This window comes from Butyrivibrio sp. AD3002, from assembly GCF_000420905.1.
Lineage (GTDB): Bacteria > Bacillota > Clostridia > Lachnospirales > Lachnospiraceae > Butyrivibrio.
Genome location: NZ_ATVV01000002.1, coordinates 179086 through 205780 on the forward strand (window position 1 = coordinate 179086; position 26695 = coordinate 205780).

At 45.4% G+C, this 26695-nt stretch carries 22 protein-coding genes; 5 read left to right on the plus strand and 17 right to left on the minus strand.

The features are described 5' to 3' along the window. The first annotated feature begins 7 nt into the window (after positions 1-7). Positions 8-976 (plus strand): ATP-binding protein, encoded by a 969-nt coding sequence (locus G596_RS0103195; protein ID WP_022760393.1) that lies wholly within the window; start codon positions 8-10, stop codon positions 974-976. 12 nt (positions 977-988) lie between these two features. Further along, complete coding sequence (locus G596_RS0103200; RefSeq protein WP_022760394.1) at positions 989-2179, plus strand: ribose-phosphate pyrophosphokinase; 1191 nt, start codon at positions 989-991, stop codon at positions 2177-2179. Positions 2180-2250: 71 nt separating this feature from the next. Here the strand turns inward: G596_RS0103200 and G596_RS0103205 are convergent, their stop codons facing one another. After that, the gene (locus tag G596_RS0103205) at positions 2251-4809 is read right to left on the minus strand and encodes a hypothetical protein (RefSeq protein ID WP_022760395.1); all 2559 of its coding nucleotides are present in this window, start codon (positions 4807-4809) and stop codon (positions 2251-2253) included. A 108-nt stretch (positions 4810-4917) separates the two neighbouring features. Between G596_RS0103205 and G596_RS0103210 the strand changes: the two genes are divergently transcribed. Continuing rightward, complete coding sequence (locus G596_RS0103210) at positions 4918-5397, plus strand: DUF402 domain-containing protein (protein ID WP_022760396.1); 480 nt, start codon at positions 4918-4920, stop codon at positions 5395-5397. A 49-nt stretch (positions 5398-5446) separates the two neighbouring features. Here the strand turns inward: G596_RS0103210 and G596_RS0103215 are convergent, their stop codons facing one another. The 5 genes from G596_RS0103215 to G596_RS0103235 all read right to left on the minus strand — a co-directional run bounded on the left by G596_RS0103215 (position 5447) and on the right by G596_RS0103235 (position 10596). Continuing rightward, complete coding sequence (locus tag G596_RS0103215) at positions 5447-6664, minus strand: cell wall hydrolase (RefSeq protein WP_026671174.1); 1218 nt, start codon at positions 6662-6664, stop codon at positions 5447-5449. A 14-nt stretch (positions 6665-6678) separates the two neighbouring features. Next, positions 6679-7161 carry a deoxycytidylate deaminase gene (locus tag G596_RS0103220; RefSeq protein WP_022760398.1) on the minus strand — a complete coding sequence of 161 codons (483 nt, stop codon included), beginning with the start codon at positions 7159-7161 and terminating at the stop codon, positions 6679-6681. A gap of 37 nt (positions 7162-7198) precedes the next feature. Further along, positions 7199-7636, minus strand: coding sequence for a ribose 5-phosphate isomerase B (rpiB, locus tag G596_RS0103225; protein WP_022760399.1), 438 nt, complete (start codon positions 7634-7636; stop codon positions 7199-7201). 141 nt (positions 7637-7777) lie between these two features. Beyond that, entirely contained in the window at positions 7778-8836 is a 1059-nt protein-coding gene (locus tag G596_RS0103230; RefSeq protein WP_022760400.1) for an L-threonylcarbamoyladenylate synthase, read from the minus strand. Between the two features lie 41 nt (positions 8837-8877). Continuing rightward, the gene (locus tag G596_RS0103235; RefSeq protein WP_022760401.1) at positions 8878-10596 is read right to left on the minus strand and encodes a glycosyl hydrolase family 18 protein; all 1719 of its coding nucleotides are present in this window, start codon (positions 10594-10596) and stop codon (positions 8878-8880) included. A 758-nt stretch (positions 10597-11354) separates the two neighbouring features. Here G596_RS0103235 and G596_RS0103240 point away from each other — a divergent pair. Next, entirely contained in the window at positions 11355-12116 is a 762-nt protein-coding gene (locus G596_RS0103240; RefSeq protein WP_022760402.1) for an adaptor protein MecA, read from the plus strand. Positions 12117-12263: 147 nt separating this feature from the next. Here the strand turns inward: G596_RS0103240 and nifJ are convergent, their stop codons facing one another. Continuing rightward, the gene (gene nifJ / locus G596_RS0103245) at positions 12264-15791 is read right to left on the minus strand and encodes a pyruvate:ferredoxin (flavodoxin) oxidoreductase (protein WP_022760403.1); all 3528 of its coding nucleotides are present in this window, start codon (positions 15789-15791) and stop codon (positions 12264-12266) included. A gap of 378 nt (positions 15792-16169) precedes the next feature. On the opposite strand from nifJ, the gene G596_RS0103250 reads away from it, so the two are divergent. Next, a complete protein-coding gene (locus G596_RS0103250) occupies positions 16170-16340 on the plus strand; it encodes a DUF362 domain-containing protein (protein WP_022760404.1) in 171 nt (56 codons plus the stop codon). Positions 16341-16443: 103 nt separating this feature from the next. Here the strand turns inward: G596_RS0103250 and dnaB are convergent, their stop codons facing one another. The 10 genes from dnaB to G596_RS25840 form a co-directional block, all read right to left on the minus strand. After that, entirely contained in the window at positions 16444-17802 is a 1359-nt protein-coding gene (gene dnaB, locus G596_RS0103255) for a replicative DNA helicase (protein WP_022760405.1), read from the minus strand. A 1-nt stretch (position 17803) separates the two neighbouring features. Then, complete coding sequence (rplI, locus tag G596_RS0103260) at positions 17804-18250, minus strand: 50S ribosomal protein L9 (protein ID WP_026498362.1); 447 nt, start codon at positions 18248-18250, stop codon at positions 17804-17806. Between the two features lie 132 nt (positions 18251-18382). Next, entirely contained in the window at positions 18383-20434 is a 2052-nt protein-coding gene (locus G596_RS0103265) for a DHH family phosphoesterase (RefSeq protein ID WP_026498363.1), read from the minus strand. Positions 20435-20507: 73 nt separating this feature from the next. Continuing rightward, positions 20508-21368 (minus strand): hypothetical protein, encoded by an 861-nt coding sequence (locus tag G596_RS20675; RefSeq protein WP_196805181.1) that lies wholly within the window; start codon positions 21366-21368, stop codon positions 20508-20510. A gap of 82 nt (positions 21369-21450) precedes the next feature. After that, the gene (locus G596_RS0103275) at positions 21451-22440 is read right to left on the minus strand and encodes a glycosyltransferase family 2 protein (protein ID WP_022760409.1); all 990 of its coding nucleotides are present in this window, start codon (positions 22438-22440) and stop codon (positions 21451-21453) included. 119 nt (positions 22441-22559) lie between these two features. Then, positions 22560-23336 (minus strand): dCTP deaminase domain-containing protein, encoded by a 777-nt coding sequence (locus tag G596_RS0103280; protein WP_022760410.1) that lies wholly within the window; start codon positions 23334-23336, stop codon positions 22560-22562. A 111-nt stretch (positions 23337-23447) separates the two neighbouring features. Then, on the minus strand, positions 23448-24362 hold the full coding sequence (locus G596_RS23405; protein ID WP_022760411.1) for a glycosyltransferase: 915 nt from the start codon (positions 24360-24362) through the stop codon (positions 23448-23450). 9 nt (positions 24363-24371) lie between these two features. After that, positions 24372-25025 carry a flavin reductase gene (locus G596_RS0103290; RefSeq protein ID WP_026671175.1) on the minus strand — a complete coding sequence of 218 codons (654 nt, stop codon included), beginning with the start codon at positions 25023-25025 and terminating at the stop codon, positions 24372-24374. 171 nt (positions 25026-25196) lie between these two features. Next, positions 25197-25727, minus strand: a complete 531-nt coding sequence (locus G596_RS20685; protein WP_022760413.1) for an ATP-binding protein — start codon at positions 25725-25727, stop codon at positions 25197-25199. Continuing rightward, positions 25727-26512 carry a DUF4869 domain-containing protein gene (locus tag G596_RS25840; protein ID WP_022760414.1) on the minus strand — a complete coding sequence of 262 codons (786 nt, stop codon included), beginning with the start codon at positions 26510-26512 and terminating at the stop codon, positions 25727-25729. The genes G596_RS20685 and G596_RS25840 overlap by 1 nt, the downstream gene beginning before the upstream one ends. Positions 26513-26695 lie beyond the last annotated feature (183 nt).

The window sequence follows — 26695 nt, forward strand, 5'->3', positions numbered from 1 at the left end:
CAGAATTATGGCATTAACAAATACTCAGTACGACGAAATAATGCACGATTATGAGACGCTTCGCACCATCAAGCGCCGCGAGCTCACCAAGCGCATCAAGTACGTAGAGCAGCATGTTCCCGGATATCTTGTACTCGAGCAGGAAACAGGCAAGAGAAGCGCCGCCTTCGGCCGCAGACTTTTAAATGGCGAGAAGCTGGACAGATCCGAGCTCCACAGACAGCTCGTTGAAGTCTCCGAGCAGAAAAAGAGCCTTCTTCGCGAGGCCAATCTGCCCGTAGATTACCTTGAGATGCAGTATGAGTGTCCCCTTTGCAAGGACACCGGCTATGTTGGCAGTGAAAAATGCTCCTGTTTTAAGCAGAGAGTTATAGAGCGTCTCTATGCCCAGTCGAATATCAACAGACTCGCTGAGGACGCCAATTTTGACCTCATGTCCGAGGAATATTACACGGGCGAGGACCTGGATCACTTCCGCGGAGCTGTTAAAACTTCCAAAGAATTTATTAAGAATTTTGAAACTTTATACCCAAATCTGCTCTTTTATGGTACAGTTGGTACTGGTAAATCGTTCCTTTCAATTTGTATAGCCAAGGAGATACTGGATATGGGGCATTCCGTGCTGTATTTCAGCGCTGCTTCCCTGTTCTCGCTTTTGCAGACCAACTCCTTCGATTTCAAGAAATCGGATGAGCTGCGCACTCTCCTGGATGACCTGTACAACACAGAGCTGCTCATAATCGATGATCTCGGAACCGAGCATGTTACCAATAACTCGATTCCGCAGCTTTTCACTTGTATTAATGAGAGACTTATCAGGAACAGATCTACCATTATCACTACTAATTTTTCATTGGACGATATCAAGTCCATGTATTCTGAGCGTGTATCTTCGAGAATTGCGAGCACGTATCATCTGTGCAAGCTTACAGGCAGGGATATACGCATCATGAAAAAGGTCCAGAACAGAAAGTGAGGAATTTTGGCAATGCCAAGACGTGAAGAAAAACGTAACCTTGAAACAATCCCCGTTGGTTCTCTGGGAATTATCCCACTCAAGGGGTGCAAGACACTGGGGGAGAAGGTTGACTACTATCTTGTGAAGTGGCGCCAGGAGCGCGAAAACGAGCACAAGGGCAGCCTTGCATTTACAGGTTATGAGCGCCCGTCCTATCTTCTTAAGGCCGAGGTTCCGAGATTCGGAAGCGGCGAGGCCAAGGGTGTTATCAAGCAGTCAGTCAGAGGTGATGACCTCTACATCATGGTCGATGTATGTAACCATTCATTAACTTATTCACTTTTTGGAAAAGAAAATCATATGTCTCCTGACGATCACTATCAGGATCTCAAGAGAATTATCGCAGCCGTAGGCGGTAAGGCGAGAAGAATCACAGTTATCATGCCTTTCCTCTACGAGAGCCGCCAGCATAAGCGCTCCTCAAGAGAATCTCTTGACTGCGCAATCGCTCTTCAGGAGCTTGTGAGCATGGGTGTTGATAACATAATCACCTTCGACGCTCACGATCCCAGAGTACAGAACGCAATCCCGCTCAACGGATTCGAGACAGTTCGTACCACTTATCAGTTTATTAAAGCACTTTTGAGAAATATCAAGGATCTCAAGATTGATTCAGATCACATGATGGTCATCTCCCCTGATGAGGGTGGAATGGGCCGTGCAATCTATCTTGCAAGTGTTATGGGTCTCGATGTCGGAATGTTCTACAAGCGCCGTGACTACACTCAGGTTGTGGACGGACGTAACCCCATCGTATCACACGAGTTCCTCGGCACCTCCGTTGAGGGCAAGGATGTTATCATTGTAGATGACATGATTTCCTCAGGTGAGAGCCTCATCGATGTAGCCAAAGCCCTTAAGCAGAGAAAAGCAGCTCACATCTACGCTTTCTCAACCTTCGGCCTCTTCACCAGCGGTCTTGAGAGATTCGACGAAGCCTACAACGAAGGCCTCATCGACAGAATCCTCACCACCAACCTGATCTACCAGACTCCCGAGCTTCTCTCCAGAGAATGGTACATCAGCTGCGATATGAGTAAGTACATCGCTTACCTCATCGATACACTCAACCACGACGCATCCATCAGCGACCTGCTTAATCCGGTTGAGAGAATTAATAGCATCATTGCCAGATATAATAATGGCGAACTTGATAATTAAAAAGGAAGGCCTGCGAGCGTTGCTCGCAGGCCTTTGAATTTAAAGCCTTCCCCTCCGGGGGAAGGCTTTTATTAATTCTCTAATCCCGGTAAGTAGGTGACGAAGTGATTTCCGTTGTTCTCAAACAAGTTGTTGGAGTCTTCTCTTCCGAACTTGTAGACTCTTCCGGTGGTGGGTTCCATGAGAACCGTGTTCATCTCATTGAAGCCGATGATAAGGAGACTGCTGCCGTCGTTTAAGGTTGCCATGACGGGGATGTCCTGATTTACATAATAGAGCATCGCTTCCATCTTGCAGCCATCGAGTTCGAGAACCTTGGCATTCACGAGACTTTCACTCAAAATATCAACAACAGTTTTGCCCTGTTCCAGCATAGAATCAACGTTAACATTGATTCCTCTGTGCTGGAGGATCATATCAAGGCAGACACTTGTTGAATTCTCGGCGGTCATATTCTCTCTGGTCTCAGCCAGATTGGTTATATACATAATCTGATTTGAAGTCAGCAGGTTACCTCTAACCCAGACATACTGGTTGATGTCGTTTACTACAACTCCGGCAGCGTCATAGGCATCGTTAACTGCTTCGGCAGGGTTGTCATAGATACTCTTTAAACCGCTTAGACCGTAGACAAAATAGTAGGGATTTTCATCCATGCTCCTGTCAGAATCTATCTGCACATCACGACTTCCCTCGAACAGAGTCATATTGGGAGTCTGGAGAATAAGTGACTTCTTCTTAACATTACTCTTGACGTTGATCTGTGTGATATTCTTGTAATTCTCGGTTGCAGCAACAGATATGAAATTACTTCCAACCTCTTTTTTCAGAGTACTCATGATCTGGTCGTCTATGAGCTCATCGTAAAGCTGGCTGCCATCGTTCCACTGTGCACGGGAAAGCCTTATGACATTATCTTCGATCCTGACACCGGTCACAACGCCCTGGTCGGGGCTGTAATTTTCCAGAATATTACCATCGCTGTCTACGATGTGAATGCTGTGCATTCCATATACCGTGCTTCCCATACGGTCGCTGTGCACATCATATTCATGTGCCATACCGTACACGAGATCCTCGCCCATAAAGCCCAGAACCTTCACGAAATCACCGCTCTCAGCTTCAATATCGGAAGTAACCTGGGTGCTGAGATTCATGATCTGCACCGTCTTTTTATCTTCTGAATGCCATGCAATAATACTTCCCGACTCAGAGATGCAGTATCTGTCCTCAGACAGATTTTCGATGAGCTTCTTCTGGCTTCTGGAATCCAGGTCGATCATATACACATCACCATCGAGCTTTATGAAAAGCGCACCGCTTGTACTTATATAGAGCACCTTCTCGGAGTAGGACCTTATGATATCCTGATGAAGTTTGGATGAGATAAACGCCATCTCCTCAATAGTATTTAGCTGTGAATCATACTTATAAACAGCATTACCCACATAACCCTCATGGTCTCCGCGGTTCATATAGCCCGAAACCACGAATTCCACATTTCCGGCCTCATCCACGCTCAGAATATGAATCGTATTGCCCATAAAGGTCGCGCGGTCATCAGTATATTCATCATTGTAAAAACCGAATACCAGCGCAATCTTGTTACCGGTACCGTTGTAAACATAGAGCCTGTCCTCACTTACAAAAGCGAAAACACCGCCGCCATCGCTCTCCTTCACGGTAACGTTCGGATCGGTGATCCACAGACTGATAACATTGTCCGTAATATCCGAAGTGTCCGCATTGAACACATAATTCATCGTTCTGTCAAAATTGAGGAGGTAAATTCTATCGGAAGTATATCTGATTCTGTAAGCCTCTTCTACGTTATAGAGCTTCTCTGTGCCGTCCTCGATTTTCTGAGTTACCTGATAATCAAGCACAATTATGGAAGTCTGGGGATGCACATCCCTCACAAAAACCTTGGGATCTGTACGTGCTACAATGTTAAGACCACCCCAAGTCACCTGCTCGTAGCTGCTGTTGATCGTCACATGGCTAAAGGAAGTATTGTCCCCATCCGCATTTGACTCCAGATACTTTGCCAGTTCCTCCGAGTGCTCCGCATTATTAAAAGTCATATTCGAGAAATTCAGCGCAAAATCAACGATTTCTCTGGTATGATAAGCGTTATCCTCTTCGGTCCAGATAACCCTCTCATAATATCTTGCAGTTTTGCCGTTTACATTTGCCAGAATAACAAGTATGTACTCTTTTCCCGGATCAATTAGATCCTTCATCTGGAATTTTCCCTTGATAATCTCCCCGTCCTGCGAATAATCGGTGATATCCGAGTTCTCAACCAGACTGTTACCGGAGACCTGTCTGACCTCAAATTTCAAATCAGAGATGCTCTCACCATAGGTGTTCATCTGAAAAGAAATCGTTCTCTGGGCATCGGTGGGCATAATCTCCCCGTGCATGTGCGCAACATCCATCTCCTGCGCATAGCCGTGGAGCATATTTATCTGTTTTCCACCCGATTCAAAGGTCACTGTGGGAAAAGTGGGCGCACCCATCCTGGCAGTCATATCAACTGTCTCAACATTGGTGAAATGCCCAATAAGAAGAAGTGAAACAATAAAAACAACGATTGTATATATAATCTTGATGATTGTTTTTTTCATTATAAATCCTTATGCCTTAATTCCATTGACTTCTTACACTCATCGCGGTAATATTTTTCTAACTTAAAAACGTCAGATAAAAGCGCAAGTGCGCAGATAGGGGGAATCATGAGTTACCCTGTTCTATATCGTAAACGTATTATTCCGAATGAATGCATTCTGCTAAAGGACGACCGTATCCTGCAATGTGATGATAACACCATTGTCACAGCGTGGGAAGCGATACACCCACGGTCCGATTTGTCACACGGCTATTCCTGTTATTATTTAAAACGCGGTTATAAGATCAGCAAGTTTTATCGTGCTGACTCCAGTCTCATGTACTGGTACTGCGATATAGTCGAATATCAGCAGGGTCCCGAGGAAAATTCCATCGTAACCCTGGATCTTCTCGCCGACGTAGTCATCTACCCCGACGGCAAAATCCGCATCCTCGACCTGGATGAACTGGCTGAGGCCTTCGAGCAGAAGCTTATTGATGAAAAACAGCTCAAGACCGCGCTTCATTCATTGGGGAATCTGATGGATGCGATTTATGAAAATACAATTTCGGCCTTGGAGTCTCCTATAATTAAGGCTCTGCGTTAAGAGCCCCTCATCCGGTCCTTCGGACCACCTTCCCCCCAAGGGGAAGGCTTTAATAGAACACATGCCCGCCGATATTGATTCCGGTAAGCCCCGGAATCGGAGTTCTGAAATAAACGCAGTTTCCTACGTTTGTTGCGCCGCTCATAGCGGCATCTGCTGCCAGATAGCAGGCCTCGTTTGCATCTCCGTTTGCAAGCGCAAGCGCGAGTCTTCCGCTACCCACGGGTGAAAACTGTGCATTCTGGTAAATAACACCTACAACTGTATCAGGATAAACAGAGCTAAGCACTCTGTTGATAACAACCGCTCCAACGGCGACTTTTCCCTCGTAGGGTTCTCCACCCGCCTCGCAATATATCAGATTTGCCAGAAGATATCTGTCTCCTTCCGCAAACTGAACATCCGAAATATTTCTCCACTTTGACTTAGCCGCCAATTTTGACAAACGAATTTCCTCAGCGAGCTTCGCCTCAAGAGCCTTTACATCGGCATTCTGCTCAGCTACCTGATTTTCATACTCCTTCGCCTTGCTCTCGATATTCTTGGCTTCTTCCTCTGCGGTCGAGATATTCTTCTTGTATTCACTTATGCTGCCACTGGTCTTGCTGACAAGCCCCGATACGCGGCTCTGCTCAGCCTCAACTTCAACCTTACACTGATCGAGCTCAGTCTTCTCTGACTGAAGAGTCTTCTCTTTCTCATCGATCTGCGCACAGGTCTGCTTGTACTGATCAAGCATCTTCCTGTCATAGGAAGAAAGGGACGCAACATAGCTGCTGTGATTAAGAAAATCCGCAAAGCTGCCCACATCTGTCAGCATATCCATGAGCATGAAGCTCTCCTTTTCATAGATAAACTGCACACGCTTCTTCATCGCTGCGTACTGGGCATCCTTAGTGCTGATTGCGGCCTCAAGCTCAGCCTGGGTCGTGTTGATCTCATCGGTCTTGGCATCGATCTGATTTTCAAGATCCGAAAGATTGTTGCTAACCTCCGTAAGCTGACTGTTCAGGTCGTCGAGCTTATTCTCAAGAACGCTCTTTTCCTGATGCAGATTAGAAATATCTTCCTTCTTGTCATCGAGCTGATCCTGAGTCTCACTCAGCTGTCCCTTGGTCTCATTGAGTTTGTCCTTTGCTTCCCGCAAAGCTTTCTTAGTCTCCTCGGTCGCCTTAACTGTAGTTCCCGCACTCCCCCAATTTATGCACAGAACTATCGCCATTGTTACTGCGACGAGCCGCATGACTCTACCCCAATAACTTTTCACTGGTTTTCCTCTGATTATATTTCTATGTGTATGTTCTTACCTGACCTGCTATAAGGATAATACTTCACTCCCGCCGCATCGAACATCTTCTTGGATGCTCTTGTTGCAGCTGAGGTGCTGTATTTATCGCTGTCATACACGACAGTCCTTATGCCGGCCTGAATTATTGCCTTTGCGCATTCATTACAGGGAAAAAGAGATACATAAAGCTTAGCCCCTTCAAGGCTGCCGCCTCTGTAATTTAAGATGGCATTGAGCTCACTATGGGTTACGAAGGGATATTTTGTGGCAAGCTCATCCTCCCCGTCCCTCTCCCACGGAAAATCATCATCATCACAGCCAATCGGGAAACCGTTGTAGCCCATGGATAAAATCTTGTTATCCTCGCTGACAATACAAGTTCCCACCTGCGTGTTGGGATCCTTGGAGCGCATAGCTGCAAGCTTTGCAACGCCCATGAAATACTCGTCCCAGGAAATGTAATCTTCTCGTTTCATACTCTTCCTCCTTTTCCCCTCATCCGGATGAGGGGATTTACGCCTCCGCGTCCGTGATCTCCCCAATTCTTCTCACATGCTTCTCAAGTCCTGAAAACTCTGTGTCCAGGAATGTATCCACAATATCAATTGCCATATCGGGGCCGATAAGCGCTCCTCCCATGGCAAGTACATTCGCATCGTTGTGCTCACGTGTGAGCCTCGCTGAATGAGGCTCTGAGCAAAGAGCGCATCTGATGCCCTTTACCTTGTTGGCGATAATTGAGATACCGATACCTGTTGTGCAGATAACGATTCCCTTCTCACACTCGCCGCTTGCAACAGCCTCTGCTGCCGCCTTTCCGAAAATCGGATAATCACAGGAGTTCTTATCATAGGTACCAAAATCCTTGTACTCTATGCCCCTCTCCTTAAGATGCTCGATTACCACCTGCTTGATGTCAAATCCGCCGTGGTCACTTCCAAGTGCTATCATTTTTTCATTCTCCTCTTCTTTAATTTTTTCCCCTCATCCGTCAGCTTCGCTGACACCTTCCCCCGGAGGGGGAAGGCTTTTATTATTCTTGCCTTCCCCTTGGGGGGAAGGTGGCGCGTAGCGCCGGATGAGGGGCCAGCTTTACACCCTCACTACCTTATGTCCAGCTGCCTTCAGCAGTCTGTTCATTATTGCCTGTCCGAGTCCCGTATCATCAAAAGCCTCGGAATACATGCATTTTACATCCTCATCGTCGAACTGCCGCAGAATACTGAAAAGATTTCTTGCAATCTCTTCCTCGTCCTCTCGGCTTCCCGCGCATTTTACGACGTCGGCTCTGTATTTATCACGAGTCTCATCTGTTGCGATGACACCGGTTCGTTCTCCGTTTTTGCTGTGCTCCAAGATCTTCTCGTTGATGTATGCCGTAACCTTATCAGGTTCGCCTTCAACTATAGTAAGATCGCCTTTGGGAGCATAATGTCTGTACTTCATCCCGGGAGCCTTGGGCTTAACACCGCTGTCGGCACTGAGAATTGTCTTATCAATGCTAACATCCCCGAGAATATCGGAAAGCATCTTCTGCGTCACATATCCCGGGCGCAGAATCATGGGCGTATCCGAAGTTAAGTCTATTATAGTAGATTCCAGGCCGATTCCAACCTGTCCTCCGTCAATTATCATATCAACTCTGCCGTCTAAGTCCTCGATGCAGTACTTTGCTTCGGTGGGACTTGGTCTTCCCGAGAGATTTGCGCTAGGTGCCGCGATATATCCGCCCGACTGTCTGATCAGCTCAGCTGCGATTTTATTGCTGGGCATCCTTATCGCAACGGTTTCCAGACCTCCTGTCGTCTCATAGGGAACTACCTGCGATTTTTCCATTATCATAGTAAGGGGTCCCGGCCAAAGCACCTCAGCAAGCTTGTATGCCGCCTCCGGAAGCTTTTTTACTATCTTTTCGATTGACTCCATGTCCGCAACGTGCACTATCAGCGGATTGTCTGAGGGCCTGCCCTTCGCGGAATATATCTTCATGGAAGACTTCGGATTAAGTGCATCTCCGCCAAGACCGTAGACCGTCTCTGTGGGAAAAGCGACAAGACCGCCGTTTTTTAGGATTGTGCCGGCTCGCTGCAAGGCCGCAAGGGCGGCGGCATCTATGTTATTTTCGTTAATTTGAATTAATTCAGTGTTCATGGTTTCCTTTGGTATATCTTTATTCCCCCCAAGGGGACGGCTTATTTACTCATATACTCCGCAATTACATCCCAAACATCTGCGGTTTCGAACCCGAGGGCCCACTCCGCAACTCCGGCGATGCCGGCGCTCTGCATTACATTCAGCTTAGCCTCAAGGGATCTCGCGTCTTCGTTCCATATCTGATAGAAATCGCCGTTTTCAGCGGTTGCTTCGCCGTAGTACTGGCATGTGTTCTCATCCCACTTAAGCTCGATTCCCTTTTCGGAAATCACATTTGCTACGCCGTCCATATGAAAAGCCTTACTTGAAAGCTCTCCGCCGCTGGTTGTCCACAATCTTGTATAGAAAGGCACGGAATTTACAAGCTTCTCTGCCGGAACCTGCTCGAGCGCTTTTTGTATACCGCTCTCAACATATCCGATGGATGCGACAGAGCCTGCCTCGGACGAACCGGAATAATGCTCGTCATATCCCATTATAATTACGTAATCGCAGACAATTCCCTGCTCGGTAAGGTCATAATGATCATTAAAATCCATCGGCACATAGTCATCGACAGACAAAACAATCTGATTCTGACGGCATGCCACCGACAGCTCTCTCAAAAACTCCAGATAAGAACGGCTATAGCTCTCATCGATAAGCTCGAAGTCCACATTTATTCCGTCAAAGCCAAACTCAGCCTGCTGCGCCATGAGGTTTGCGATAAGATTCGCTCTGAAAGCCGCATGTGAAACAACAGCCTCGGTATCACAGCCATTCGGATTATTGAAATTATCAACAGCCGCCCAGACCTGCACTCCTGCCGCATGCGCTGCAGTTACATAATCATGAGTTGCATAGCTTGAGATATTTCCTTCATTTCCATCAAGCGAAAACCAGGTGGGTGAAATGACGTTCAAGGATTTAGCCTGCGCAAGAATACCGGAAACCGTCTCATTTCCCTGGATGCCGCCTATCGGATGGAATCCCATGTTAACTTTTGATCCAAGTGACATAGAAGTATACTCTCCAAGGGCAACTTTTCCCTCACCGTCGTCCACGCTCACTACTACGGGCGCAATATCCTTGATATGCTTGTTCTCTACATATCCGATATGACCGTTGGATGAGATGACTCTGGACCACTCCTCCATCTCCTCGATCACAGTAACCGTGCCGGCAGGAGCCTCGGTTACAACCTCACTCTTCCTACCGCCAAGCTTCCTGATAGCAATATCCTTCTTAAGGGTTCCGTTCTGGCTCTCCCCGGCAGCCGCCGTATAAATCCTGATTCTGGCAGGGCCTTCATCAGCGAAACTCTCATATTTCATGGAAGCGAATTTTTTCAGATAATCCACAGACACATAGAGCTTATCACCCTCAAGCAGAGATGCCGGAAAGCCCAGATCCTCGCTGTCTCCCGCGGAAGAGGTGATGGTGCTCTCACCGACCGTGGCAGTATAAATCGCATTCGGACCTGTATAAATCAAAATCCCGTCATCAGCGCCGTAGTAGAATCTGTTGCTTATATCTGTCTGGACGAGGTCATAGTCCAGGTAATATCTATCATTGTAATATCCGGCCTTCTCCTCCATGAGCTTGTCATTTAGAATCAAAACAGCCTGCGTAGGGTCAGTAAGGCCATAGTATTCATTAAGGTCCACCCGCTCCTTCGTATAGGAAAAACGCTCGAAGGCAAGCTGACCCGCATATATAAGTCCAAATAATATAATAAGAGCGATTATGAAAATCACCGGTTTAATCTTTTTCTTCATCTGTGACTCCTTCCAATCGCTTATTATACCATATTATGTAGTTTAATTGCCATTTTGCCGGCGGCTCTGTAATCCGCACCCCGCATACCGAATTTGACACATTTTATTTGTCTTAATTATGCGTGTCGTAACCGGTGGTGGGGCCTCCAGTCAATATTTATCAACTAAAATTCGAATATCAAAGGTTAGATTCCAAAAGAAGGCTCAAAAGTTAGATGTAACATAAGTGATAGTTTCCTTAACCGCTTTCGAAATCCAAAAGTAATTGCTTACAATTTTTGATATGCGAAGTGGGATTACGAGCCGAGGCGTTTGGCACTGGTGCCTCTTCTCGTATCACAATTCATTCCTATAGTAAAAATTCATTTCTATAGTTAAAACAATTCCTGCAAGTTAATACTTTGTTGTAAGTTTGTACTAATTAAAAAATAATTTACAGGGATTTGATTTCTTCCGATGATTCTCGGATGAACTTGTAAGACATTCCGTCAAGAACGACGGAACAATCGTAATATTCAAATGTTGTGTACCATGCCTCCTCTCCGATACGTACTCTCAGAGGCACCACGAGTATGTAATATACACGACCAGAATCATATTGTCAACACCTAATTTCAATTTTATATTTTTTTATAATTCTAACCTATATATTAAATTACTAAACATGTCGATAGAAGTATTGACACATGCAGTTGTTTCCTATAACATTTAATAACTATATATACATATGTAACAACCTTTTTTATGGAGGGCATCGCATGAAAATCGAGCGAGTTAATGATTGCCAAATCCGATGCACACTTACTAAGGAAGATCTTGCAAGCAGACAGCTGAAAATCAGCGAACTTGCATACGGAACCGAGAAGGCGAAGGACCTGTTTCGCGACATGATGCAGCAGGCCAATTACCAGTTTGGCTTCGACGCGGAGGACATTCCGCTTATGATTGAAGCAGTTCCGATCAATTCCGAATGCATCATTTTAATAATAACAAAAGTTGAAGATCCCGAGGAACTGGACACCAGATTTGCCAATTTCTCACCTTCAATACAAAGTGAAGTCTCAGGTACAGATAACGAAGCTGCTGAGGAAGAAGACGTCATGGATCTGTTCCAGCGTCTGAAAAATGAATCAACTTCCGATTCAGATGAGATAGACCGCGTTCTGAACACCGCAAAGAAGGAAGCTCCGCAGAGACCTTCTTCCAATGCCGGTAAAGCTGCAGTCGATCCGTTCTTCCTGTTCTCTTTTGCAACAATGCATGATGTGATGAAGTTCGCACAGCTGAACAGAACCAGTGCTTCTGTTCGCAACACCTTGTACAAGAGCGACAGCAACGGAAGACTCTACCTACTGATTCACCCGGGTAACGAATCCGCTTCAGTTTTGCAGAAGCTCTGCTCAATCCTGTCCGAGTACGGCAGATCCGAGTCAGCAAGTTCTATCAGTGAACAGTATCTGGATGAGCATTATCAGGTGATAATTAAGGATAATGCAATTCAGAAATTATCTGAAATTTAATAAGATTTATAAGGAAACTTCCCCTGACTGGGGAAGTTTTTTATTTATACCTTCCCCCTCCGGGGGAAGGTGTCGGCGTAGCCGACGGATGAGGGGATATAAAAAGGCTTCGGATTTCTCCGAAGCCTTTCCTTGTTTATTAGTTAATTACTTTGAATAAAGTGTAACCAACTTATTCAGATACTCAAGACGCTCCTGTGCATTCTCCTTTGACTTAGCATAGAGCTTCTGTGCTCTCTCAGGATTCTTAAGCTTAAGTGAAAGATATCTAACCTCACCGTCAAGGAAGTCCTGATACTCCTCTGTAGGAGCCTTGCTGTCAAGAGTGAACTTCTGCTCAGCAGCAGGATTGAATCTGAACATATGCCAGTAACCTGTTGCTACTGCCTTCTTCTCTTCGTCCATAACCTTGTTCATACCGGACTTGAGACCCTGGTTGATACAAGGAGCATAAGCGATGATGAGTGAAGGTCCCGGATATGCCTCTGCCTCAGCGATTGCCTTAAGTGTCTGGTTCATATCAGCACCCATAGCGATCTGAGCAACATATACATAACCATAGCTCATTGCGATAGAAGCGAGATCCTTCTGCTTGATCTCCTTACCGCCTGCAGCGAACTGTGCAACAGCACCTGTAGGTGTGGCCTTAGAAGACTGTCCGCCTGTATTTGAGTAAACCTCAGTGTTAACAACGAGAACGTTTACATCCTTACCGGAAGCAAGTACGTGATCGAGACCACCGAATCCGATATCGAATGCCCATCCGTCACCACCGAAGATCCACTGTGACTTCTTAGCTGCGAAGTCCTTATTCTTAAGAACATACTTAGCAGCATCTGAGCTGTCGCCAGAAAGTGCAGCTACGAGCTCTTCTGTAGCAGCTGTGTTTGTAGCGCCGTTTGAGAATGTGTCGAGCCACTTCTGAGCTGCGTCCTTAGCGGAACCGCTGCCAGCTGCGATCTCTTCTACCTTCTCCTTGATAGCGTCACGGAGTGCGTTCTGTGCAAGAACCATACCGAAACCAAACTCAGCATTATCCTCGAACAGGGAGTTATCCCATGCAGGACCCTGGCCCTTTTCGTTTACTGTGTAAGGTGTTGAAGGTGAGGAGTTACCCCAGATTGATGTACATCCTGTAGCGTTAGCAACGTACATTCTGTCACCAAAGAGCTGAGTAACAAGCTTAACATAAGGTGTCTCACCACAACCTGCGCAAGCGCCTGAGAACTCAAGGAGAGGCTGCTTGAACTGTGAACCTCTGATTGTTGTCTCTTTAAGCTTCTCAACAACTTCTGTCTTAACAGGAGTCTTAACAGCATAATCGAAGTACTTCTGCTCATCCTTATTATCAGCGATAGCGCCCATCTTAAGAGTCTCGCCTGCCTTGTTACCTACGCAGACATTAGCACATGAGCCGCATCCTGTACAATCGAGTGCAGAGATAACAACTGAGAACTTGTATCCGGGAACTCCGTTGAGATCCTTTGTCTGAAGTCCTTCAGGAGCCTTAGCAACTTCGTCGTCTGTAAGAGCAACTGTTCTGATTGCAGCGTGAGGACAAACGAGTGAGCAGAATCCACACTCTACGCACTTTGTAGCATCCCACTTCGGAACGTTAACTGCAATACCTCTCTTCTCGAATGCAGCAGAACCACTAGGTGTGGAACCATCAACATAAGGAAGGAGATCGGAAACCTTAAGGGTGTTACCTTCCTGAGAATTAACCTTAGCCTGAATGTTGTTAACGAAATCAACAACGTCCTTACGATCGCCCTTAGCCTCTGTGAACTCAAGACCTTCGTCCTTAGCGTCCTTCCAGCTCTCAGGGATCTCAACCTTGATAAGGTTCTTCGGATCTGCACCGGCATCGATAGCATCCCAGTTCTTCTTAACGACATCTTCACCCTTACGGCCGTATGTCTTCTGAGCAGCATCCTTCATGAACTTGATAGCCTGATCTTCAGGAATGATCTTTGTGATATTGAAAAATGCAGACTGAAGGATTGTGTTAATTCTTGTAGGACCCATACCTACTTCTACACCGATCTTGGAACCGTTCATGATATAGAAGTTGATCTTGTGGTCATACATGAACTTCTTAACCTGGCCGGGGATCTCAGCCTCAAGCTGATCTACTGTCCAAGGGCAGTTAAGAAGGAATGATCCACCGTCAACAAGCTCCTGAGCCATGTTGAACTTGCGGATGTATGAAGGATTGTGGCAAGCTACGAAGTCTGCCTTCTTGATGAGGTAAGTTGACTTGATAGGAGTCTTACCAAATCTAAGGTGAGACATTGTAACACCACCTGACTTCTTAGAGTCATAATCGAAGTATGCCTGAGCATACATGTCTGTGTTGTCACCGATGATCTTGATGGAGTTCTTGTTAGCACCAACAGTACCGTCAGCACCAAGACCCCAGAACTTACAGTTGGTTGTTCCCTCGGGAGTTGTAACAAGGGGCTCACCAGCATCAAGTGAAAGATGTGTAACATCATCATTGATACCGATTGTGAACTGCTCTTTGTCTGTGTTGTTGAATACAGCAACGATCTGCTCAGGAGTTGTATCCTTGGAACCAAGACCGTAACGTCCGCACATAACCGGAACAGACTCGAACTTAGTGCCCTTAAGAGCAGCGATAACATCAAGAGCAAGAGGCTCACGGTAAGAACCGGGCTCCTTAGTTCTGTCAAGAACTGCAATTCTCTTAACGCTTGCAGGGATAGCGCTGGCAAGTGCCTTAGCATCGAAAGGACGATAAAGTCTAACCTTAACTACGCCGACCTTCTGACCCTTCTTAGCAAGGTAGTCGATTGTCTCCTCGATTGTATCGTTTACAGAACCCATAGCGATGATGATTGTCTCAGCATCTGCAGCTCCGTAGTAGTTGAAGAGCTTGTAATCTGTGCCAAGCTTAGCATTAACCTTGTCCATGTACTTCTGAACAATTGCAGGAAGCTCGTCGTAACCTGTGTTGCAAGCCTCTCTAGCCTGGAAGAAGATATCAGGGTTCTGAGCTGAACCCATCTGACGAGGGTGATTCGGGTTAAGGGCGTTAGCCTTGAACTCGTCAATAGCCTCATGATTAACCATCTCATCGAGATCCTTGTAATCCCAAACCTCGATCTTCTGGATTTCGTGTGATGTACGGAAACCATCAAAGAAATTAATGAAAGGAAGTTTTCCTTCGATTGCAGACATGTAAGATACAGGTGTAAGATCCATAACCTCCTGTACGCTTGAGCTACAAAGCATTGCAGCACCTGTCTGACGGCATGCATAAACATCAGAATGATCACCGAAAATGTTCAGAGCGTGTGAAGCTACACAACGAGCTGATACATTGAACACGCCGGGGAGTCTCTCACCTGCTACCTTATAGATATCAGGGATCATAAGAAGAAGTCCCTGTGATGCAGTGTAAGTAGATGTAAGTGCACCTGCTACAAGAGATCCGTGTACAGCACCTGCTGCACCTGCCTCTGACTGCATCTCTGTGATCTGTACTGTACGGCCGAAGATGTTCTTCTTTCCGGCAGTTGCCCACTCATCAACATGCTCAGGCATAACTGATGAAGGAGTGATCGGGTACATGGCAGCAACTTCGGTAAACGCATATGAAGCATATGCAGCAGCCTCGTTACCGTCCATGGTTTTCATGTTTCTTGCCATTTCTATTCCTCCTACCTTTAATAAGATTAATATGGATTTTCAGGATAGGCATGTTAAGCTTTTACACACCTATGCCGTAAAATCGCTAATGTACGCACTACGCGCAATTTAAATTCTAACATTGTAAAATCCCAAAGTCAACGGAAATAAGCCATTTCTCGGCACATCCCCTGATAATTTTTCTAAACAAAATAACGAAAATCTAAAAATAATAAATCTTTTATAAACTATTATTTTATAGATAAAAGTTATCGTTAAATTGCTTGCGTAAAACAGACAATTATATTATCATATCCTTTGTAGTAGGTAATATTGATTGGAAGTGGCTTTCCGATCGCCAAGATATTACAAACTTTTTTCAGGAAGGAGATTTTTGATATGGCATACGTTATTAGTGATTCTTGCATCAGCTGCGGATCATGCGCAGGTCAGTGCCCTGTTTCTGCTATTTCTCAGGGAGACTCACAGTTCAACATCGATCCTGATACATGCATCGATTGCGGTTCTTGCGCAGCTCAGTGCCCTGTTTCAGCTATCTCTCAGGGCTAATAGCAAATTTAGAAAAAGGAAACTCCGAAGCGATTGCTTCGGAGTTTTTTATTTGCCCCTCATCCGGTCCTTCGGACCACCTTCCCCCGGAGGGGGAAGGCTTTTATTCCTGCATACTTCTTCTCGACGGTTCGAGGTTCGCGAACTTGGTGAATTCAGGAAGCCATGCCAGCTCAACCGTACCGATCGGGCCGTTTCTTTGCTTTGCTATAATAATCTCGGAGACACCCTTGCGCTCGGTATCCTTATTGTAGTAATCATCACGATAGATGAACATAACCATATCCGCATCCTGCTCGATCGCGCCGGACTCACGAAGGTCGGACATCATCGGCCTGTGGTCGGGTCTCTGCTCAACCGCACGGGAAAGCTGTGACAGCGCAACAACAGGCACGTTCAGCTCACGGGCAAGAGCCTTGAGCGCTCTTGAAATCTCAGATACCTCCTGCTGTCTAGACTCGGAGGAACGCTTACCGCTGCCGCTCATCAGCTGCAGGTAGTCGATCATAATAATATGGAGATTGTGCTCCATCTTGTATTTTCTGCACTTCGACTGGAGCTCCTGGATGGAGATACCGGGCGTATCATCGATGATAAGATGCGACCTGCCGATCAGATCCGCACTCTCAATCAAGTTTTCCCAGTCCATATCCGTCATGTTACCTGTCCTTATGTGCTGCGAATCAACATGGGATTCCATGGACATCAGACGGTTAACCAGCTGCTCCTTTGACATTTCCAGAGAGAAAACCGCAACGGTTTTATCCTGATGAAAAGCCATATACTGAGCAATATTCAAAACAAACGCAGTCTTACCCATTGAAGGACGGGCTGCGATCAGAATCAGATCAGAAGGCTGGAAGCCCGCGGTTTTATAATCAAGATCCGTAAAACCTGTTGCAAGACCGGTAACCGTGCCCTGCATCTTACTTGCCATCTCGATCTTGTTGAGGGCATTCATAACGATCTCACTGATCGGAACGAACTCGCCGCTGTTTTTAAGCTGCGTAATGCGAAAAATCTCCTTCTCCACATCCGTCATCAGATCCGGCAGGTCCTTATTCTCGCTGTAACACTCATTTATGATGTCGCCGCAGGAATGAATAAGCTCGCGGAGCTTACTCTTTTCATTGACGATCTCAGCGTAGAACTTCACATTCGCGGACGTCGGCACGGAGCTCGCCATCCCCAGAATATAATTCATATCGTAGACCTGCGGAGGTGCATTCTTTTCCTTCAGATGATTCTGCAGCGTCACCCCGTCGACCGGAGTGCCCACCTGATGCAGCTCAACCATCGCCTCGAAGAGCATCCCCAGCTGCCTGTTGTAAAAATCGTCCGCTGTGATTATCTCCGACGCGATCTGAATCGCATCCTTATCAATTAGCATGGCGCCGACCACCGACTGCTCAGCCTCGAGGCTGTTCGGCATCGTGCGCTGGATTACATTTTCTTCGGGCATATCAAGCCTCCGTAACAGAAACTCTGAGTGTTGCGGTGACCTGAGGATGAAGCTTTACAGGAACCTCAGTGGTACCGAAGTTTCTGATGGGCTCTGAAAGCTGAATCTTTTTCTTATCGATATCAAAACCGCACTGCTTCTTTGCCTCTGTAGCAATTTCCTTCGAAGAAACAGAACCGAAAACTCTTCCGCCCTCGCCTGCCTTCATTGTGAGATGCACGGTCGCCTTCTCGATCTCCTTCGCATACTCCTGCATCTTCTCAAGAAGAGCCTGCGCATCGCGCGCATCCTTCGCCTTATGATTTTTCAAGTTTGTGAGATTGGCCTTTGTAGCCTCAACTCCAAGCTTTTTAGGTAAAATAAAATTCGAAGCGTAACCGTCGCTCACCTTAACGACATCGCCTTTTTTTCCAAGTGATTTAACGTCTTCAAGTAAAATTACTTCCATAACATCCTCCATATATTTTATGCCTTCCCCTCATCCGTCAGCTTCGCTGACACCTTCTCCCCTAGGAGAAGGCGAAGGTTGTTGTGCCTTCCCCCTACGGGGGAAGGTGGCGCGTAGCGCCGGATGAGGGGCCTACATCAACTCCCCGGCCTCGATCATAATATCGATCTGCCCCTTGATTTTTCCGATCGCCTCGTCGATTCCAATGCCCTCAAACTGGCATCCCGCTGAACTTATATGTCCGCCGCCGCCGAGCTTCTCCATAATAATCTGAACATTAACCTCGTCAATCGACCTCGCACTGACATATATCTGATTCTGATACTGCGTGAACGTAAAGCTCGCCTTAACACCCTTGATATTCAGAAGCTCGTTTGCCGCCTGAGCCGCAACGATAGTGGGACTCTGAACCTCATCCGCGCTGCAGACCGAAATCGCATAAGCACCGCGGTAGATCTCAGCCTGACCGACAGCATCCGCTTTTGCCTTATATTCCGTCGCATCCTCTCTGAAGAGCTTACGAACTCTCGTCACATCCGCGCCGTTTCTTCTAAGGAACGCTGCCGCCTCGAAAGTTCTGACACCGGCCTTGTTCATGAAATTATTTGTATCCACAACAATTCCCGAGTACATACTGTCAGCCTCTTCCGGCCTTATCTTAACAGTCTCGTCTATGTACTGCAGAACCTCGGAAACCATCTCGCACGCACTCGACGCATAGGGCTCAACATAGGAAAGCGTCGCATTTTCCACAACCTCGGCGCCCTGCCTGTGGTGATCGAGCACCACAATCGTCTTACAGAACTTCAGGAGCTCCGGACACTCAGTAATACTCGGCCTGTTGACATCCACAACCACCAGAACCACGTTGTTGCCTGCGATATCAATCGCCTGCTGATTACTGATAATCATATCCGACTCGTACTCCGGATTATCTTTGAAAAGATCGACCAAAGGCTTCATCGAATTGGTAACATCGTTCAAAACTATATGGCACCTTCTGTCGAGCGTCTTGGCAATTCTGTAAATGCCGACCGAAGCACCGAAACTGTCAACGTCACCGAGCCTGTGACCCATAACGATAACAGTATCTTTTCCATTAATAATCTCCTTAAGGGCATGCGCCTTAACTCTCGCCTTAACCCTCGTAGATTTCTCGACTTTCTGACTCTTACCACCGAAATACATGATCTCGTCCGGAGTTTTCACAACCGCCTGATCACCGCCTCGGCCAAGCGCCACATCAATCGCATTCCTTGCAAACTCGTAGTTCTGCGCATAGGACAAACCGTCAATTCCGACACCGATACTGAGCGTAACCGCCATCTCATTACCGATATTAACAGTCTTAACATCCTCCAGAATATCGAAGCGCACTTCCTTCAGATACTGCGCCGACTTCTTCGGCATTACCACGAAATACTTATCTTTCTCAATTTTCTTCGCAATACCATCACAGGTCGCGATATACTTGTTGATCTTTCTATCGATAAGCGCCGTCAGGAGCGACCTTCTGACCTCCTCGACACTCTCAAGAGCCTCATCATAGTTATCAATGTAAATCAGCCCCGCTGCCAGACTCTGGGAATCGACCTCATTTATAGCCAGTTTTAACGCAGTCTCATCAAACAGATAAACTGCAACCAGATAGCCCTCGTAGCCGTCCGACTCGATGATATCGCTGTTCGCCGCCATCTCATCAAGCGAGATCTTCTTCATCTTCAGCGTGAAATAATTGCCGTCGTACTCAACATCCTGGTGCGTCTCTTCATCGCCCGTCGGGAACTTCTCAGGAGTTATCCCCGGGAAAAGCACGGAAATCGACTTATGAAAACCCTTCTCCTGGTGCAGCGCCCTCTCAAAGGCCGCATTTGTCCACACAACTTTTCCGGTATCATCCAAAAGCGCATGCGGAAGATCCAGCTCGCGAAGGAGCTTTTTCTGAATCTGCCCATACTCCGTGGCGAAACTCACCAGCTCGTTCATTATTATCGGCTTATTATAAAAATCGAGATAAATTACAGCCATCAGATACAGCGCCGCGAACGCAGCAACTATAAGCCCTGCCCTGAAATCCACGGTAAACACCGCAATCGTAACAAACGCTAACAGAATCCCCAGATATATGAAAATTCTAAGAAAAGTCTTGAGCTTTCCCTTTAACCTTATCCTAGTCTTCGGCATAACCGCTTTCTCCATCCCCTTGAAGTTTTTAACATCCTCCAGGCAAATGAGCCCGCTTATATATCATATAATTTTAGCATAAACCTTGAGGAAAAGTCATCTTCTCAATCCTGCACTCATGCTTCTTGGTCTTGGAATTATAATTTATCCCACACAAGACAACTTCGCCCTTTATATTTTCAAATACCTTAGGATATTTCCTATCCTTAATCGGCCCAATGGCGCCTTCCGAACTATCATCCATTTTCAACTCTATCAGAAGCACCGGCAGCATCTCACCCGGACGAGGAATATACACAATATCTGCAAATCCTCTCCCCGAAGGAAGCTCCTCCACCTTAATATAATTATTTGCGCAGCTTATATATGCAAACTTAACCACTGACCTCAGCGCCTGCTCATCATTATAAAAAAGCGGAGAAATCCCAAATGTTCCTGCAGAATGTACTTCCTCCAAAGCCTTGGCAACTGCATCCTCATTTCCATCAATAGTATCCGCAATCAACTGATCAGAATTCCTAATAATTCTGCTTGTAGCCTCATGGTTACCGGTACGAACCATACTGACAAACTCTCGTCTGATCTCCTCGTTAGGAATCCTTGCCTTATCTGTCTTCGAATCATATGCCAGATAGCCCAAATGAATTAGAAGCGAAAGGACATCATCACGATTTTGAACAGAAGTCATATCATTCTGGAAAGTAGCTGTGTCTACCGGCATCTCATTTCCACCGATCATCTGGATAATATCAGCCTGTAAACCATCCTTATCCAAATTTATATACTCGAGAAGCGCCCCAAAAGTCTCCGTTTTGGACCAATAAGAATCATAAACAGAAGTTCTCACAGCCTGGCATACGGAATTAGGATTATAAACATCCCCATTACATTCCTGATTTAGTAAAGAAAAATCGAACACCTCATCTACACTCATTAAGCATACTACATTACCGCCTTCCAATAAAGCCTTCCCCCTTCGGGGGAAGGTGGCGCGCAGCGCCGGATGAGGGGGGGCCTCACCCCACCAACCTGAATACTCTCAAAAACACCCCATCAAGTCTCAATCTCCTCAGCATCACAAATACAAAAACCGCTCTGCGGACGCCTGCTCTCTCCCCCATAGGACTGTTCCATCCAATAAGGCGATTACCGGTAATCCCCGGCATCTTCCGCTCTAACCAATCAAAAATATCCGAGCGATACTCTAGCAGCTTCCCCGCAGGCGTACCCTTCGCCGCATACAGCACATGGAAAATACCGGTCTTCAGCATAAAGTACCTGAACTGCTCGTCCTTCATCCACTCACCGGCGCTGTCCATCCCCGCAAGCGCATCGAAAAGCCGCAGCACATCCGCCTCCTCGCTGACAGACCTGTGCACCGTATTGGACACCGAACTCTCATTTATAACCCACTGATATCCCACATACTCCGTATACGACACCTTCCGCGTGTGCGAATAACAAAGCACATTAAAATAAATATCCTCACCCAGCGGCACCGGCAGGAACTTAATCCCCTCGCGCACCACAAAATCCCTGCGGTAAATCTTACCCCAGGGCGTAATATTCATAAACCTGCACCACTCGTTATTTTCAAGCTCCACATGCTCGCGAACCTCGCCGCCCGCCGTCACATGCTCATAGCCGGAGATCACAATATCGCTTCCATCCCGCTCAGCAACCTCCAAGAGCTGCTCGATATAGTCCTCCCTGATATGATCATCCTGATCCATGAAAAGAAGATAATCCCCACTCGCTTCTGCGATTCCGCGATTTCGCGCACCTCCCTGACCGGTATTCTCCTGGGAGATAAGCCTGAAGACTATGCCATCACCTTCAAACTCCGCAATCTTCTCACGAATCACTCTCCCCGAATCATCCGTCGACCCGTCGTCAACAAGCAGCACCTCAAGCTCCCTATAAGTCTGAGCACATATCTGCCTGAAAATCACATATATGTAATTTGCACCATTATAAACCGGAATTATAACCGAAACTTTCTTCAAAACGCCCTCTTATTTACAAAATATCCCCAATTATCACCTATCCAAAAATAAGGTATGAAGCACAAGCCGCATACCTTATCTTCTCTGACATTCTTTACATTTTTAGAACTTATAAATAATTAAAACACAACATGTATCAATATTGACAAGATGAAACTGATAACAGGCACCGCCCAAACAATTTTATTCTTTGAATTATTAATCAAAGCATCTACAAGCGCTAACAAAATGCCGACTGAGCCTATTGTAACCAGATTAAGAACCAGTAAATATTTTGTATCAAATCCTTGGCCAGCAAAAGAAACATTAAGATTGATCAAGCTGAAAACACCAACAAATATCGCCATAATTGTAAGGACATTCCCATATATATGCTTTTCAACTTCTTTTAGATCCTTAATCTTATTATCTATCTCGTCAAGTTCTCTGTTATATACAGACGAATAATCCCCCATTCCCCTATAATCAAACTCGCTTTGGAAAGTCCCGGAATATCCTTTTTCTACATCTCCGTCAAGTTCTTCAAAAATAATTGTTGCAAAATCATCTAAGTCGGTTAAGTTCATTTCCTTATCCGAAAAATTTGTTATTCTAAAGAAAATTTTAGTCTTATGCCCCGGTTGATAAATCGGCGCATCTATAGATAATCCTTGCCTGATTCTACTATTTCTTAGAACCACCTTTGCTAAAATATTTTGAGGTAATTCTATGCTTTCCTTGCTCATGACAAACGCAGAATCATGGGGCTGTAATTTAACGCTTGTACTTTCTTTATTATTTCCAAGTGTATATTTTTCAGTGGAAATATCATAACCGATATTAGTAATCTTATCTTTGTCAAAAGGAGTAATAATCTCACTTCCACATGACATTAACTTTTTATCATACAGCAACATATGCTCACCCCCGTTTCATGCCTGATAAATCGTATACATTATACACCTATTTGAGCAAACTATACTACCTTTATAATACACGTTTATGGCAATCGCATCCATCCCCTGCTCTCATCTCCCCCTGCCCATCAAAAACATGATCCGCAGCGCGACTTCGCCGCCGACAGAAGGCCTGAGCCTATGCCCCCAGCACAGCCTCTTAAAATACCTGGCAAAAGTCATCCGTCCCCCGGAGAGCAAAAGCCAGCTTCTGCAAACACGCTTCTCAGAGGGCCTAATCTCCTTAAGCGACAGGAAAATCCTGATCCGCCTGCACTTCAGCAAAAACTCATCACCGAAAATCTCACGCCTTAGCCAATTGGAAACAAGCGTCCCCACGCCATTCCCGTACTCAGTGTAAGTCGCCTCATGGCGGCGATACTTCGTAAGATTCCTATCATCGTACAAGATTTTTCCATGAAAAAATGCGGTCCAGATGCACAACTCATCATGATACATCGCCTTCCCAACAAGATTCTGGCGAAGCAGTAAATCCCGCAAAGCATTATTTATAACCATGCAAAAACCGGACGCGTAGGTATAGAACAAGATACTCATCTCATCAAGCACCGCCACATCTCCAAGACAGTGCCTACTGATCAAACCAAGCTCCCCATCACAGTTATCATAATCATGAATATAGAGCACCGGCCTAGCTTCATCCCCCATCTTCTCCGCCGCGTACTCCAGCTTGTGCTCATCCCACACATCATCCTGGTCGCTGAACGCATAGTAATCCGCGCTCTCGCACTTCTGAAGGACATCCCAGAAACAATCCGGATACCCCAGATGCGAAGCCCCGGACACCACCTTCACCTTCTCCGGGAACCTCTTCACATACTCATCCACGATCAGCATAGTAGAATCCGTCGAACCATCATCCCTGATATACAGCCGAAAATCCCGGTAAGTCTGCGCCATTATCGAATCCAGCTGCTGCCTTATATACTTTTCACCGTTATAGGTGCACATCAAAACGTTAATCATACCAAATACTTATCTCACAACCTTCTCAAAATCCGCCTTCGGATGCTTACAGATAGGACAGATGAAATCATCCGGAAGTTCCTCGCCTACCCACTCATAACCGCAAATCCTGCAGCGCCACACCGTCTCACCCTTCGGAGTCGTGCCGACCGCCTCGGGCTTTGGCTTAATATTATTCTGATAATACTCGTAGGTGCAGGACGACGTATCGGACAGCACCTCCATCGCAGTGGGCTCACATATGAAAAGAGTATGCGATCCAAGATCCACCGTCTGCTCCACTTTCAAGGAAAAATATGCGTTGGTACCGGTTGTAATATAAGGAACCCCGTTCTCAGCGATCTTATAAGAAATCTTCCCATCAGCAACCTTCATCTCACCGGATGCATCCGCAAACTTATCTACATCCCTTCCCGACTGGAACCCGAAATGCTTGAAAATATCGAAAGTACCATCATTACTGATAACAGAGACATTGCACAGACCTGTCTCTTTTATCATGTCATGCGTGTAGTTAGCCTTGTTAACCGCTATGGAAATACGATTCGGCTCCGACGCCACCTGAATAGCGGTGTTGATGATGCAGCCGTTCTTCTTCCCACCCTGCACAACCGTGCAAACGAAAAGCCCATAAGATAACTTAAACATTGCCTTTGTGTTCATCTCTGCCATAATAATCTCCTTTCTGCAAACAACTCATCTATACAAAAATATTAACACTCGCGCCATATTCATATTTGACGCACATCAAATACAATCTTGAATACGTATTAAGGTTTCATCTCCCACCACTACTGTTTCTACAAATCACTAAAGTATTTGCCTAATATTTTCTTAATATTTCGACCTTATGTCTTCAACTATAACCTTATCATTTTGAGAAAGGCTATATTCTCCCTTTAGCTTATCCCCATACATCTTTTTTATGCTATTGTATGTCTTTCCAAGTTCTCCATACTTTCTGCCTGAAGTCTTTACTTCATAAATAGCGTCAACGCTATAAGGAATATTATACAAATTATTTCTGGTCGCTATCACAAAGTAATTATCACTATGTTCTATACATTCAGCAAATTCTTCACTGGCAACATATCTTTCACCTTCATCGATAAATATGATACTGTCAGTAATATCGTCCAGATAATTTCTCCATGCATCACCTAATCCAACCATAGCCACACATCTTTTGTCGCATACCAGCCTTACACCACTGGCTTTACCCTGACTCTGGTAATTTGCTATCAGGCTAATAAGTGATGTTTTACCCGTTCCGCTATCGCCACGGATTATACTTATATTCCTTTCAATTTCAAACTTAAATTGTACGGATCTATTTTCTACTAATACGCTATACTTTCCAATCATTATTTGCCCCTGCAAAATTCATCTGCACAAATATATAATTCTTCCATAGAGTTAATGACTTTATCATTATTCACTATATATGCTTTAAAACTCTTTCCGGGAAAATTCATTGCATGATATAAATTGATAACAAAATCCTTCTGCTCTGCAAACTTCGATATCCATTTTGCGCAGTTATCTCCACATGTCGAAGCATTAAAAACCATATCCGGATTATTATAAATAAGCATTAGTGTCTTAACCCCACCGGAAAGCTTCTCTACAGGCATTAGTCCAAATACCGGGCTTTTAATAACGTTTTCATCGAGCACTTCAGATTTATCAACATCCTTAATTATTTGCTTTACAAGATCGTCACTAAGCCAGTGTTTATTATACGTATTATTAAAATACATATCTGTATTATAAATTGATGCTTCATAGTCCCCAAAGGCTATGCAAAGGCCCGGGTATTCGATTTTGTTTTTATTGCAATACGCTCTTAAAAGATGCAAGATCTTCTCAATAGTCTCTGCATTCTGATTTTCAATTAGCCAAAGCCTGAATTTATGTATACTGCTAAAATCTATATAATCAGAATCTTTGCGTTTCAGATAATACATTCTAACTGTGTTTCCTGAATTAAATGCCGAAATCATCTTGCTAAACATGTCTTTAATTTCAGTTTCAGCAACTATTTTAATATCATCATCATTTGAGCCTTTTAAAATACATCTTGCAGCATCTATGAATCCTGATTTATAGATTATGCATTCTTCATTTACGACATTAACTATGTTAAACACTAGTATCTCCTTCAATCTATATGCTTCCGGTAATCACCATTCATCCCCAGTCGCACATCCATTTTCATGCGCATATGGTTGACCCTTTGCATAAACATAATATACCTTTCCTTATCCGTACACTATACCACGTTTAATTAAATCCCGTATTTTCTCTTCTTCCATCCCAAATCTGCTTAAAAT

Bases quoted from the DNA above. Each gene is read 5' to 3' on its own strand.
- G596_RS0103200 (WP_022760394.1), top strand. From the start codon at position 989: ATGCCAAGACGTGAAGAAAAACGTAACCTTGAAACAATCCCCGTTGGT.
- dnaB (WP_022760405.1), bottom strand. From the start codon at position 17,802: ATGCCCGAAGAAAATGTAATCCAGCGCACGATGCCGAACAGCCTCGAG.
- G596_RS0103205 (WP_022760395.1), bottom strand. From the start codon at position 4,809: ATGAAAAAAACAATCATCAAGATTATATATACAATCGTTGTTTTTATT.
- G596_RS23405 (WP_022760411.1), bottom strand. From the start codon at position 24,362: ATGATTAACGTTTTGATGTGCACCTATAACGGTGAAAAGTATATAAGG.
- G596_RS0103280 (WP_022760410.1), bottom strand. From the start codon at position 23,336: ATGTTGCTGTATGATAAAAAGTTAATGTCATGTGGAAGTGAGATTATT.
- G596_RS0103250 (WP_022760404.1), top strand. From the start codon at position 16,170: ATGGCATACGTTATTAGTGATTCTTGCATCAGCTGCGGATCATGCGCA.
- G596_RS0103235 (WP_022760401.1), bottom strand. From the start codon at position 10,596: ATGAAGAAAAAGATTAAACCGGTGATTTTCATAATCGCTCTTATTATA.
- G596_RS0103210 (WP_022760396.1), top strand. From the start codon at position 4,918: ATGAGTTACCCTGTTCTATATCGTAAACGTATTATTCCGAATGAATGC.
- rpiB (WP_022760399.1), bottom strand. From the start codon at position 7,636: ATGATAGCACTTGGAAGTGACCACGGCGGATTTGACATCAAGCAGGTG.
- G596_RS20685 (WP_022760413.1), bottom strand. From the start codon at position 25,727: ATGATTGGAAAGTATAGCGTATTAGTAGAAAATAGATCCGTACAATTT.
- G596_RS0103230 (WP_022760400.1), bottom strand. From the start codon at position 8,836: ATGAACACTGAATTAATTCAAATTAACGAAAATAACATAGATGCCGCC.
- G596_RS0103290 (WP_026671175.1), bottom strand. From the start codon at position 25,025: ATGAACACAAAGGCAATGTTTAAGTTATCTTATGGGCTTTTCGTTTGC.
- G596_RS0103265 (WP_026498363.1), bottom strand. From the start codon at position 20,434: ATGCCGAAGACTAGGATAAGGTTAAAGGGAAAGCTCAAGACTTTTCTT.
- G596_RS0103220 (WP_022760398.1), bottom strand. From the start codon at position 7,161: ATGAAACGAGAAGATTACATTTCCTGGGACGAGTATTTCATGGGCGTT.
- rplI (WP_026498362.1), bottom strand. From the start codon at position 18,250: ATGGAAGTAATTTTACTTGAAGACGTTAAATCACTTGGAAAAAAAGGC.
- G596_RS0103240 (WP_022760402.1), top strand. From the start codon at position 11,355: ATGAAAATCGAGCGAGTTAATGATTGCCAAATCCGATGCACACTTACT.
- G596_RS0103195 (WP_022760393.1), top strand. From the start codon at position 8: ATGGCATTAACAAATACTCAGTACGACGAAATAATGCACGATTATGAG.
- G596_RS20675 (WP_196805181.1), bottom strand. From the start codon at position 21,368: ATGAGTGTAGATGAGGTGTTCGATTTTTCTTTACTAAATCAGGAATGT.
- nifJ (WP_022760403.1), bottom strand. From the start codon at position 15,791: ATGGCAAGAAACATGAAAACCATGGACGGTAACGAGGCTGCTGCATAT.